The 11,058-nt window shown below is 71.1% G+C and carries 13 protein-coding genes; 7 read left to right on the top strand and 6 right to left on the bottom strand.

What is annotated here, in order from left to right; genetic code table 11:
• Positions 1-119: 119 nt before the first annotated feature.
• From AB0I42_RS32690 to AB0I42_RS32670, 5 genes are all read right to left on the bottom strand, one after another.
• On the bottom strand, positions 120-1,121 hold the full coding sequence (locus AB0I42_RS32690; protein ID WP_357543545.1) for a sigma-70 family RNA polymerase sigma factor: 1,002 nt from the start codon (positions 1,119-1,121) through the stop codon (positions 120-122).
• A gap of 477 nt (positions 1,122-1,598) precedes the next feature.
• Complete coding sequence (gene murQ, locus AB0I42_RS32685; RefSeq protein WP_357543543.1) at positions 1,599-2,600, bottom strand: N-acetylmuramic acid 6-phosphate etherase; 1,002 nt, start codon at positions 2,598-2,600, stop codon at positions 1,599-1,601.
• A 115-nt stretch (positions 2,601-2,715) separates the two neighbouring features.
• The gene (locus AB0I42_RS32680) at positions 2,716-3,585 is read right to left on the bottom strand and encodes a MurR/RpiR family transcriptional regulator (RefSeq protein ID WP_357543553.1); all 870 of its coding nucleotides are present in this window, start codon (positions 3,583-3,585) and stop codon (positions 2,716-2,718) included.
• A 184-nt stretch (positions 3,586-3,769) separates the two neighbouring features.
• The gene (locus tag AB0I42_RS32675) at positions 3,770-4,780 is read right to left on the bottom strand and encodes an NAD-dependent epimerase/dehydratase family protein (protein ID WP_357543541.1); all 1,011 of its coding nucleotides are present in this window, start codon (positions 4,778-4,780) and stop codon (positions 3,770-3,772) included.
• Positions 4,781-4,842: 62 nt separating this feature from the next.
• Complete coding sequence (locus AB0I42_RS32670; protein WP_357543551.1) at positions 4,843-5,529, bottom strand: dTMP kinase; 687 nt, start codon at positions 5,527-5,529, stop codon at positions 4,843-4,845.
• Positions 5,530-5,738: 209 nt separating this feature from the next.
• Here AB0I42_RS32670 and AB0I42_RS32665 point away from each other — a divergent pair, with 209 nt between their 5' ends.
• The 6 genes from AB0I42_RS32665 (at position 5,739) to AB0I42_RS32640 (ending at position 9,130) form a co-directional block, all read left to right on the top strand.
• On the top strand, positions 5,739-6,539 hold the full coding sequence (locus tag AB0I42_RS32665) for a SigB/SigF/SigG family RNA polymerase sigma factor (RefSeq protein ID WP_357543539.1): 801 nt from the start codon (positions 5,739-5,741) through the stop codon (positions 6,537-6,539).
• 159 nt (positions 6,540-6,698) lie between these two features.
• Positions 6,699-7,277 (top strand): nucleotidyltransferase, encoded by a 579-nt coding sequence (locus AB0I42_RS32660; protein WP_357543537.1) that lies wholly within the window; start codon positions 6,699-6,701, stop codon positions 7,275-7,277.
• A 25-nt stretch (positions 7,278-7,302) separates the two neighbouring features.
• Positions 7,303-7,548 (top strand): hypothetical protein, encoded by a 246-nt coding sequence (locus AB0I42_RS32655; RefSeq protein ID WP_357543535.1) that lies wholly within the window; start codon positions 7,303-7,305, stop codon positions 7,546-7,548.
• On the top strand, positions 7,545-8,267 hold the full coding sequence (locus tag AB0I42_RS32650) for a metallophosphoesterase (protein WP_357543533.1): 723 nt from the start codon (positions 7,545-7,547) through the stop codon (positions 8,265-8,267). The genes AB0I42_RS32655 and AB0I42_RS32650 overlap by 4 nt, the downstream gene beginning before the upstream one ends.
• A gap of 42 nt (positions 8,268-8,309) precedes the next feature.
• A complete protein-coding gene (locus AB0I42_RS32645; RefSeq protein ID WP_357543531.1) occupies positions 8,310-8,453 on the top strand; it encodes a GPGG-motif small membrane protein in 144 nt (47 codons plus the stop codon).
• 188 nt (positions 8,454-8,641) lie between these two features.
• Complete coding sequence (locus AB0I42_RS32640) at positions 8,642-9,130, top strand: TspO/MBR family protein (protein WP_357543529.1); 489 nt, start codon at positions 8,642-8,644, stop codon at positions 9,128-9,130.
• A 108-nt stretch (positions 9,131-9,238) separates the two neighbouring features.
• On the opposite strand, the gene AB0I42_RS32635 is transcribed toward AB0I42_RS32640, so the two are convergent.
• Positions 9,239-10,018 (bottom strand): peptidoglycan DD-metalloendopeptidase family protein, encoded by a 780-nt coding sequence (locus AB0I42_RS32635; RefSeq protein ID WP_357543527.1) that lies wholly within the window; start codon positions 10,016-10,018, stop codon positions 9,239-9,241.
• 131 nt (positions 10,019-10,149) lie between these two features.
• Between AB0I42_RS32635 and AB0I42_RS32630 the strand changes: the two genes are divergently transcribed.
• Positions 10,150-10,872 carry an HD domain-containing protein gene (locus tag AB0I42_RS32630; protein WP_357543525.1) on the top strand — a complete coding sequence of 241 codons (723 nt, stop codon included), beginning with the start codon at positions 10,150-10,152 and terminating at the stop codon, positions 10,870-10,872.
• The last annotated feature ends 186 nt before the right edge of the window (positions 10,873-11,058 follow it).

The following is an 11,058-nucleotide window of genomic DNA, read 5'->3' as shown; positions in this document are numbered from 1 at the left end:
GAACCCCAGCCAGGACGTGCAAACCCTGCTTGACGCCCCGTTTGACGAGCTGATCCAGCGCTTAGGTGCATACGATCCTACGCTGGGCTGGGCTCGACCGTACGGGGTGGCCGGACCTGTTACGCCGCTTGCAGGCCCTCGGCCCGGGCCAGCTCGCGCAGGCGGCCGAGCGCCTGGATCTCCAGCTGGCGGATCCGCTCCCGGGAGAGCGAGAACCGCGACGCCACCTCGGTGAGCGAGTGCTCGCGGCCGTCCTCCAGGCCGTACCTGGCCCGCATGATGCCGGCCGACCGGTCGTCGAGGTGGTTGAGCAGGCCCTCGATGCGCTGGCGCTCCAGGGCGGTCAGCACGACCTCCTCGGGCGACGGGGCGTCGCTGTCGGCGACCAGGTCGCCGAGGTTGGTGTCGCCGTCGTCACCGACCGGGGTGTCCAGCGAGACGGTGTCCTGCGACCAGCGGACGAGTTCGTGGACCCGCTCGACCGGAACGCCGAGCGCCGCCGCGATCTGCTCCGGCTCCGGGTCGGACCCCAGCTCACGGGTGAGCTGCCGGGCGACGTTACGCATCCGGTTGACGTCCTCGACCAGGTGCACCGGCAGGCGGACGGTGCGCTCCTGCTGGGCGATGGCCCGGCTGATCGCCTGGCGGATCCACCACGTCGCGTAGGTGGAGAACTTGAAGCCGCGCTCGTAGTCGAACTTCTCGACGGCGCGGACCAGGCCGGTGTTGCCTTCCTGGATGAGGTCGAGCATCGGCATGCCGGACCGCACGTAGCGCCGGGCGATCGACACGACGAGCCGGAGGTTGGCCCGGATGAACAGGTCCTTGGCGCGTTCGCCGTCGGCGACGAGCCGCTCCAGTTCCTCGCGGTCGACCCCGTCCGGCACCCGGTCGGTCTCGAGCAGGTGCTCCGCGTAGAGGCCGGCCTCGATCGACTTGGAGAGGTTGACCTCGGTGGCCGCGTCGAGCAGCGGCGTCCGGGAGATCTCGTGCAGGTAGACGCCGACCAGGTCGCGTTCTTCGGCAACCTCGTCGGTCCGCATGACCATCTTCTTCTCCACGTTGCCCACGGTCCCCTCGTCTGCCCCGATTGCCCTCTTGCCTCTGGTCTCCACGTTCATCAGCCCTCCCCCGTAACCTCTGCTGTGCCCTGTCGTCCTGACACCTACACAACAGATGAGACGTGTCGGCGATTCCGTCTCGTCATTGGAAAGTGTCACGAACGCCTGAAGATTTGCTGAGAGCGCGATTGATGTTTGCTGTCAGCGTCGCCGTTCAGGGCGATTCGGAGCCGGGCACTTCCGCATGCATGGCGATCCACCTTCTCGACCCTGGTCAACGACAACACCGACCGGCTGGCCGGCGCAGCGACCCTGGTCACCGGGAGGGCTGCGATCCTCGTCACCTCAACTACACGTTCGATTACCGCTTCCGGTTCACCACGCTTTTGGAGTACCCCGCCATGGAAGGAACAATCGGGCAGGATCATCGCTTCCCGCCGTGACGAACGTCGCAGACGGCAGAGAACAGCGGGTTGACATGCGCCGGACAGGACGCCGTCCGGGGCGGAAATCAGACCGAGATCAGTCGGGAATCGGTCAGGAGGCGAGCAGGGCGAGGGCGTCGCGTACCCGGTGCGCGGAGCGGGCCAGGGCGGCCCGGGCATCCTCGACGCCGGCGCCGGACACCAGCGACACCAGGGCGGCCTTCAGGTCCCCGTCGGCCTCGGTGAGGGCCTGCTCGGCCACGTCCTCGGTGCAGCCGGTCGCCTCGATCAGGATGGAGATCATCCGGCCCCGGAGCTTGGCGTTGGTGGCCACCATGTCGATCATCAGGTTGGAGTAGACCCGGCCGAGCCGCACCATGACGGCGGTCGAGAACGCGTTGAGCACCAGTTTCTGGGCGGTGGCGGCCTTCATCCGGGTGGAGCCGGTGACGACCTCCGGTCCGGTGTCGATCCCGATGAAGACGTCGACCTCGCCGGCGGCCGGGGCGCCGGGGTTCGCGCACAGCAGCACCGTCGACGCGCCGAGTGCCCGGGCGGCCCGCAGCGCCCCCAGCACGTACGGCGTACGGCCGCTCGCCGCGAGCCCGACGACCAGGTCGCCGGCGCGTACGGCCGACTGTGCCTCGGCGTGTCCGGCCGGGGCGTCGTCCTCGGCGTCCTCCACCGGCCGCCACATCGCGTCCGGGCCGCCGGCCAGGTGGGCCCGGAACCAGTGGTCCGGCGAGTTGAAGGTCGGGGACAGCTCGGCGGCGTCGAGCACGCCGAGCCGGCCGGAGGTGCCCGCGCCGAAGTAGTGCACCCGGTGCCCGGCCCGCAGCGCGGTCACGGCGAGTTCGACGGCGGTGACGACCTCGTCGTGGACGGCCGCCACGGCGACCGGCACCCGGCTGTCCGCCTCGTTGATCACCCGCAGGACCTCGCGGGTCGACATCAGGTCGAGGTCCGCGCTGGTCGGGTTGGACCGCTCGGTCGGGGCGGCGACCCGTACGGCCGCCCGGGGCCGCTCGGCACCACCGGCGGCACCGAGCTCGGTGCCGGCCGGCGCCGGGCCGGGCGCGGGAATGGGATCGAGCCTGGTCGGTTCCGCCGTCATGCCATCCCCCGCCTGCGCTGCCGGTGCACGGCGGGCCGTCCGCCGCGCCGTACGGTGACTCCGATCCCGCCGGCCGTGCCGCGGCCGGCACCGTGCCCGGCCCGTACGGACCGGGTCATGCCTTCCTCCGGTGGCCGCCGAGCCGGTGTGCCTGCACGGCTTCGGCGGTCACCTCCAGTGCCTTTCTCGCCCGCGCCCGGTTACGCGCCGCCACCCCGACGAAGAGGCAGTCGACGATGGTCAGCTGCGCCAGTCGGCTGGCCATCGCGCCGGACCGGTAGGTGGTTTCCCGGGCGGCCGTGGTCAGCACGAAGTCGGCGACCTCGGTGATCGGCGAACGGGGGAAGTTGGTGATCGCCACGGTCGTCGCGCCCCGGACCCGGGCCTGCTCCAGCACCTCGATCACGTCGGAGGTGGTGCCGGTGTGCGAGATGCCGATCGCGACGTCACCCCGGCTGAGCAGGGCCGACGACGTCAGGGCGGCGTGCACGTCGGGGAAGTGGAAGGCGGTCCGGCCGATGCGGTGCAGCTTCTGCTGGAAGTCGGAGGCGACGAAGCCGCTCGCGCCGGCCCCGTAGATCTCGACCCGCTCGGCGTTGTTGATCGCGTCGACCACCCGTTCGCAGACCTCGGCGTCGAGTTGCTCGGCGGTCTCCTCGACGGCCCGGGCGTCGTTGAAGGCGATCGTGGCGATGATCTGGGCGAGGTCGGCGCCGGGCGGGATGTCGCCGCCGACGACGCGGGCGTCCGGGGGCTCGATCCGGCGGGCCGCCTCGGCGGCGAGCCGGATCCGCAACTGCGGGTAACCCTCCATGCCGACCGAGCGGCAGAAGCGGATCACGGTCGCCTCGGAGGTCTCGGCGGCCGTGGCCAGGTCGGTGATCGTACGACGGGCCGCGTCGGCGGGGTCGGCGACCACGAGGCGGGCGACCCGCTGCTCGGCGGGGGACAGTGACGGCAGCAGGCCGCTGATGTGGACGATCAGCCCACCGGTGTCGTGGGCCGCGGAAGCTCGCGTCTCCGAGGCCGTCGAACCGCGTGCCCCACCGGTCGCAGAAACCTTCGCAGTCTTCGCCACGGATGAAACTTACTTTCACAAATGCCGGAGAGTCAACCGTGACTGTCGGCACCTGCGAAAGTACGCCCACCCGGCCGGCGCCGGGGTGCGGTCACGCCAACCGTCCGTGCCATTCCCGCAGGACCTTCGTCTCCTCGCCGGGGGCCAGACCGCCCGCCTTGACGGCATCCGGATGATCGGTCATCCATTGCCGGGTGTCGCGCACCGTCTCGGCCAGCGGACGGGGCGCCAGCCCGGCGGCCAGCGACTCGGAGACGTCGCGGGACATGAAACCGCCGTACTCCGGCAGCGGCAGCCACAGCGGCAGGGACCGCTCGCCGGACCAGGGGCGTACGTCGTGTTTCGCCAGGAACTCCTGGTCGACCCAGGTCAGCTCCGGATCGGGCCGCCCCAGCCCGGCGGCCACCTCGGCGAGGAACCGGCCTCTCGGCAGCGCCGGCCCGACGCCGTCGTACGCGCCGGCGAGCCCGGTCTCCGCCGCGCGGACCAGCCAGGCCGCGAGATCTGCCACGTCGACGAACTGGACCGGCTCGTCGGGGGTGCCGGGAGCGAGCACCTCGCCGCCGGTGGCCAGCCGCCGGACCCAGTAGGGGAACCGGTCGCTGATGTCCTCCGCGCCGACGATCAGCCCGGCCCGGCAGATGAACGCGCGGTCGGCGCCGACCCCGTCACGCAGGATCGACTCGCAGGTGACCTTGCAGGGGCCGTACCACTCCATCCGGTCGCCGGACGGGTCGTCGACGTCGGCGGGCGCGGGATCGACCAGCGGCGCGGTCGCCGCGCGCTGCCCCGGCGTCACGGCGTCGGCGTAGACCGATCCGGTCGAGACGAACGACCAGTGCCCGATCCGGTCGCCGAGCGCCGCCACCGCATGGCGGACGTGGCTGGGCCGGCGGGACACGTCGACGACGGCGTCGTACGTCCCGTCCAGGTCCGCCAGGCCGGCCGGGTCGTCGCGGTCGACCCGGACGAACCGGACCCCGTCCACGGGCGTGCCGGTCACGCCGCGGGCGGCGGCGGTGACGTCGTGGCCGGCGTCGCGGGCGTGCCGGGCGATCGCGCGGCCGAGGAAGACGGTGCCACCGAGGATGAGAAGTCGCATGCGGGCGATCCTCGCCCGCGACCGCGGGCCGGCGACAGTTCCGTTCACCCTGGGCGGAACGGTTACGCCGAGCGCGTAGCGATCCGGGCCAGGCCCGGGCCGGCCGCCGCCGGGCCGGCCGGCGGCACCTCGTCGACGGTTCCGGCCGCCCCCGGTTCCGGTCGTGGCCGGTACCGCTCCAGGAGGTGGTCGACGATCGCCGCGGTGACCTCGGCCGGCGTGCCGTTGGCGTCGATCACCACGAAGCCCGGATGCTCCGGCAGCGACCGGTAGGCGGCGACCGAGGCGGACAGGAACTCCATGGTCTCGTGGTCGGTGCCGCGCGTCTCGATCCGCCGGTATGCCTCGGCCGGGTCGACGTCGAGCAGGAACGTGACGTCCGGGGGCGGGAAGATCCGGTAGAACGCCCGGGCCAGCGCCTCCGACCGGTGCCCGCCGTGGGCCCGGATGCTGGCGTACTGGCAGACGGCGTAGCGGTCCATGACGGCCACCCGGCGGCGCAGCGTGGAGCGCAGCAGGGCGCGGGCGATGGCGAGCCAGCGCAGCACGGACTCGACGAAAAGCAGGCCGGTGCGGCCGAGGAGGTGCTGCGGGTCGCGCCGGCCGACCCGGCGGGCGATCCGGCCGAGCCAGCGTCGGCCGCCGGCGTTCTGCCAGTAGGTCGCCGGCACCCCGTGCGCGGTCAGCAGCGCGGCGAGTTGGTGCGCCTGGGTCGTCTTGCCCGAACCATCGATGCCGACCAACGCGATCGCGCGCGGCCTGCGGGTGGTGCCCGCGTCGTTCCCACTCGTGCTGTGGTGCTCTCGTACCGGGGCCACAGTCCGCAACGGTACCGGGCGGACGCACGCGGCCGTCGGGACGAAAAGCGATTGTGCAGGGCAAAGACACGGTACTTTTGCCGGTATTCACCAATTTATCGTCTTAAGATGGGTGCAATCTGGCGCAGGGGAGGCCTCCAGTGGGCAGCACACATGTCCGCACCACAGCCGAACGCGAATTCGACGAACGAGCCTCGGCGCTCCTCGGCGAACTGCACGCACTCGCGCCCGACGATCCGCTCCGCCCCCGCCTGCGGGCCGAGGCCATCGAGCAGTGGCTGCCGCTGGCCCAGCACCTCGCCGGCCGGTTCGCCGGCCGCGGCGAGCCCGTCGACGACCTGGTCCAGACCGCCACGGTCGGGCTGATCAAGGCGGTGGACCGTTTCGATCCGGGGCGTGGGGTGGAGTTCGCCGGGTTCGCGATCCCGACCGTCGTCGGGGAGATCAAACGCCACTTCCGGGACCGCACCTGGGACGTCCGGGTGCCCCGCCGCATCCAGGAACTGCGGATCGTGATCTCGGAGGCCACCGAGACGCTGCCGCAGCGGCTCGGCCGGGTGCCCACCGTGGCCGACCTCGCCCGGCACCTCGGCATCACCGAGGAAGAGGTGCTGGAGGGCCTGGAGGGGGCCCGCGCCTACAACACCGTCTCGCTGTCCACCCCGACCAGCGACACCGAGGGTGCCGCCGAACTCGGCGACCTGCTCGGCGGCGAGGACGACGAACTCGCCCTCGCCGAGCTGCGGGTCGCGCTGGGCCCGGCGCTGGCCTCCCTCGACCTGCGCGAGCAGCAGATCCTCACCATGCGGTTCTACGGCAACCTCACCCAGTCGCAGATCGCCGACCGGATCGGCGTCTCGCAGATGCACGTCTCGCGGCTGCTGGCCCGGGCCCTGGTCAAGCTGCGCGGTCACCTCGACGACGGGTACGGCGGGCGGTGACCGGCTGGTCACCGCCGACCGGAAAGGCCGGTCCGGGGCCGGGCGGGTTAGCCCCGGCCCGTACGGGGAATGCGCTCCTGAGCCCCTGCCCAGGTGTCAGCGGGCCGACGGTCGGGTACCGGTAGACCTTCAACAGACACCTACCCACGGGAGACCGCCATGTCTCACCGCGTGGACGAGGGCCTTCTCAACACCCTCAAACGCGTAGCCGCCGTACTGAAACAGTCCGACGTGCCGTTCGCGCTCGGTGGCAGCTTCGCGGTGTACGCCCACGGGGGCCATTCCAGCGACCACGACGTCGACTTCCTGATCCGGGAGCAGGACGTCGAGCGCTGCCTGGAGGCGCTCGTCGAGGCCGGATTCACCGCGGAGCACCCGCCGGAGGACTGGCTTGTCAAGGTCTACGACGAAGGTCGGATGGTAGACCTGATCCACCGGCCGATCGAAACCCCGGTCACCGACGAGACGTTCACCGACACCGTCGTACGCCCCGTCGACGCCATCCAGATGCCGGTCCTGTCCGCGACCCAGCTGATGGTGCACAAGCTGCTCAGCTTCTCCCAGCACTACTGCGACTTCGCCCGGGGACTGCCGCTGGCCCGCTCGCTGCGGGAGCAGATCGACTGGGATCGGGTACGCAAGGAGACCGAGCACTCCCCGTACGCCGAGGCGTTCCTGGTGCTGCTGGACCGGTTGGACGTGGTGCCGTACGGGGCCGACCGGGCGGTGCCGACGTGAACACCGAGCGGATCGAGGAGGAGCCGTGAGCGACGAGTACCTGGAAGCCGAGATCCAACATCTGTTGACCGAGAACGCGGAGGTCGCCGAACAGGGCATCACCGCGTCGCGGCGGGACAACACGCTGGTCCTGTGCGGCGAGGTGGAGAGCCCGCAACGCCGGGACGAGATCCTGCGCCTGGTGCAGGAGAGGTATCCCGACCTGCGACTGGCCTCGGACATCGGGGTGATCCGGGCCGCCGCGCCGACCGAGGCGGAGGAACTGCCATGATCCGGATCGCCGCTGTCGGCGACGTACACATGGACGAGGACGTCGTCGGCCGGTTCCGCCCGGCCCTGGACCGGCTGCCCGAGCACGCGGACGTGCTGCTGCTCGCCGGGGACCTCACCAGGCACGGCACCGAGTCCGAGGCGCGCTGCGTGGCGACCGAGTTCGGCGGACTGGGCGTGCCGGTGATCGCCGTCCTCGGCAATCACGACCACCACTGCGACCAGGTGCCGCAGGTGCTGAAGGTGCTGGAGGACGCCGGGATCACGGTGCTGGAGGGCGACGGCACGGTGATCGAGCACGACGGCGTACGGCTCGGCGTGGCGGGCACGAAGGGCTTCGGCGGGGGGTTCGCCGGCCGCAGTGCGAGCGCGTTCGGTGAGCCGGAGATGAAGGCGTTCATCCAGACCACCCACGACTGCGCCGACAACCTCGCGGCCGCGCTGCTCGGCCTGCGGTGCGACCTGCGGGTGGCGCTGACCCACTACGCGCCGGTGCCGGAGACGCTGGCCGGCGAGCCGCCGGAGATCTACCCGTTCCTGGGGTCGTATCTGCTCGGTCAGGCGATCGATTCGGCGCCGACGGCGCTGGCGGTCCACGGGCACGCGCACTCCGGCAGCGAACGCGGCACCACGCCGGGCGGGGTACGGGTCCGCAACGTCGCCCATCCGGTGATCAAGCAGGCGTACAGCGTCTTCCACGTGGGCGACCAAGGGCACTGACCGGCGGGTTTCCGGCAGTGGGCGGTCGGGTAATTCGCCGCCATGGACCTGATTCTCTGGATTCTCGCAGTGGTACTGGTCGTCGCCGGCGTACTCGCGCTCTTCCGGCGGCAGATCCTGTGGGGCATCGTCCTCATCATCGTCGGGCTGCTCGTCGGCCCGGGCGGCGTCAGCCTCTTCACCTGACGCCGTCCAATCCCCTCTCCGTCCCTCCCACCCCTCGTTTCCGATTCCCCTCCCGAACCCGCCGGGGTCGCTTGCCGGAAGGTCGTCGTCCTCCCCGATGGACGGCCGGCCGGCAGCGGCCCCGGCGCCTTGCCGTCCGGGGCCGGGTCCAGGTTTGCCCGGGTCCACCGGCGGGAACCGCATCGGACATGGACACGCTCAGCGTCGACGCCCGGCACGGCCACCGGCGGTGGTGGGCGCTCGCCGGTTTCGCCGCCGCCGTCGTGGTGGCCGCCGGCATCGGCGGCCTGGGCGTGAGCGGCACGGCGCAGGAGTACGGCGGGCTCGCCCGGCCGTCGTGGGCGCCACCGTCGTCGGTCTTCGGTCCGGTGTGGACCGTGCTCTACGCGATGATCGCGCTCGCCGGCTGGCTGGTCTGGCGGCGGGTGGGCTTCGGCCCCGCCCTCTACGTCTGGACCACCCAACTGGTGCTCAACGCGCTCTGGACACCGATCTTCTTCGGCGCCGGCCGGTACGGCCTCGCGTTCCTCGACATCGTCGTGCTGTGGGCGCTGGTCGGCGCCACCGTGGCGCTCTTCTGGCGGGTGAGCCGCCCGGCCGCGCTGCTTCTCGTGCCGTACTGGGCGTGGGTGACGTTCGCGGCGGCGCTCAACCTCGCCGTGTGGCGGATGAACTGATCCCTCGCCGTCTGGCGGATGAACGAATCCCTCGCCGTATGGCGGATGAACCGATCCGGCGGGCGCCGTGCCCAGCCCGGCCACGGCGCCCGTACGCGGATCGGTCGGTCAGCAGCGGGGCACGCCCGGGATGAAGCCGCTGTGACCGGTGTAGGTGTAGGCGTCGGCGATGAACCGGCCGCTGCCGATCCGGTTCCAGATGTTGCTGGTGCCGTAGGTGCCGGTCACCGACGTACCGGTGGTCTGGCAGTGGATCGTGACGTTGGTGCCGGTGGCGAGGGTGCCGACCGAGGCGTAACCGGTGCCGGGGCCGGAGCGCACGGTCAGCGGGGTGCCGGCGGTGCGCACGGTGCCCGCGGCGGTGCTGCCGCCGGAGCAGCCGTTGTCGCTGGTGTAGTTGCGGGTGCCCCAGTACAACGCAAGGGTGCCGTTGAACCGGATCTTGATGTCGGCGCCGTTGAGCCGCTGCTCGTAGTGCAGGTGCGGGCCGGTGGAGCCGCCGGTGCTGCCGACGGTGCCGATCACCGTGCCGTGGCGCACGGTCTGGCCGACCGACACCCGGAACGCGTTCAGGTGCGCGTAGTAGGTGTGGTACCCACCGCCGTGGTTGATCCGTACGTACTTGCCGTAGCTGGTGTTGCCGAGGTTGGTGACCCGGTCGACGGTGCCGGCGGCGCTGGCCACGACCGGGTCGCCGACGTCGTTGGTCCGGTTGAAGTCGATCGAGTTCGGCGGGCTGTGGTTGGTCCGGGTCTGGCCCGACCAGGTCTGCCCGCACGGGAACGGGACCTTGAAGGTGGGTGCGGCGGCGGCCGGCGCGGCCGGGATGATGACGGCGGCGGCGGCCATCAGCGCCGCGGCGGAGAGCGTGAGCAGGCGTCTGAACATCCAGATCCTCCAAGTAGCGGTAATAATTGTCGATCTTTCGATGGATGCTGACAGAAAGCTGCAGGCGGCGGAAGGGGCTCTGGCAAGTTCACGCCAGTTCCGGTGGCGATGATCCGGTATACCTGTTGGCCATGGCCTCGCCGACGTACCTGATGTCCATGCCGTTGCACGCGATCACCGAGGTCTACGGCGAACCGGGCCTGCGGGACCGCCTGGACGAGGAACTCGCCCGGTTCTCCCCCGCCGACCGGCCGCGCCTGGCGGCCGCCGCCGAACTCGCCGCCCACCTGCACCGCGACGACCGCCGGGTGCGCGAGCCGTACCTCAACCACCTGCTCCGGGTGGCGATCCGGATCATCCGGTACTACGAGGTCGACGACGTCGACGTGATCGTCGCCGCCCTGCTGCACGACGCGGTCGAGGACCACCCGGAGGAGTTGGCCGGACTGCCGCCGGGCCAGCCGTACGACGTGGCGACCCGGGCCGCCCTGGCCGAACTGGCCCGCCGGTTCAACCCGCGGGTGGCCGACCTGGTCCGGGCGGTGACCAACCCGGAGTACGCCCCGGACCGCGACCGGCACGAGCAGTACCGGGCACACGTGGCGGAGAGCCTGGACCGGCACCCGTGGGCGCGGGTGATCAAGGTTTCCGACTTCACCGACAACGGGGTGGGGATCATCCACACCACCGGCGACCGGGTGGCGCGGCTCGCCCGCAAGTACCGGCCACTCGTCCCGCTCTTCCGGGAACTGATCGGACGCCCCGACACCCCGCTGTCCACCCGCGCCAAGGACCACATCTTCGACCAGTTGGACCTTGCGGAAACCCGCTTCGCCGCCATTCTCGGTGACTGAATCCGCTGGTCGAAGCGCTCCCATGAGCACCAGGTGCGCAAACAACTACGGAGAGCGATCTCTTCGAGTTTCCTGATTGTTACTTGCCGATGCCTTTCTGGACTGGACTCCGAATGTTGCAAGCGCTTACATGTGAGGACGCCCACAGGAGTCGGGGCCGGCGTGTGAGCCGTGGGGCTCGGAAAC

Origin of the sequence: Polymorphospora sp. NPDC050346, assembly GCF_040655695.1 — a bacterium.
Lineage (GTDB): Bacteria > Actinomycetota > Actinomycetes > Mycobacteriales > Micromonosporaceae > Polymorphospora > Polymorphospora lycopeni.
Note: the sequence above shows the minus strand (reverse complement) of the source record. Positions and strands in the feature narration are given on the sequence as shown.

Coding starts and splice junctions, on each gene's coding strand:
- murQ (WP_357543543.1), bottom strand. CDS start 2,600: ATGACGGCGGAACCGACCAGGCTCGATCCCATTCCCGCGCCCGGCCCG.
- AB0I42_RS32660 (WP_357543537.1), top strand. CDS start 6,699: ATGTCTCACCGCGTGGACGAGGGCCTTCTCAACACCCTCAAACGCGTA.
- AB0I42_RS32645 (WP_357543531.1), top strand. CDS start 8,310: ATGGACCTGATTCTCTGGATTCTCGCAGTGGTACTGGTCGTCGCCGGC.
- AB0I42_RS32690 (WP_357543545.1), bottom strand. CDS start 1,121: ATGAACGTGGAGACCAGAGGCAAGAGGGCAATCGGGGCAGACGAGGGG.
- AB0I42_RS32630 (WP_357543525.1), top strand. CDS start 10,150: ATGGCCTCGCCGACGTACCTGATGTCCATGCCGTTGCACGCGATCACC.
- AB0I42_RS32650 (WP_357543533.1), top strand. CDS start 7,545: ATGATCCGGATCGCCGCTGTCGGCGACGTACACATGGACGAGGACGTC.
- AB0I42_RS32635 (WP_357543527.1), bottom strand. CDS start 10,018: ATGTTCAGACGCCTGCTCACGCTCTCCGCCGCGGCGCTGATGGCCGCC.
- AB0I42_RS32640 (WP_357543529.1), top strand. CDS start 8,642: ATGGACACGCTCAGCGTCGACGCCCGGCACGGCCACCGGCGGTGGTGG.
- AB0I42_RS32675 (WP_357543541.1), bottom strand. CDS start 4,780: ATGCGACTTCTCATCCTCGGTGGCACCGTCTTCCTCGGCCGCGCGATC.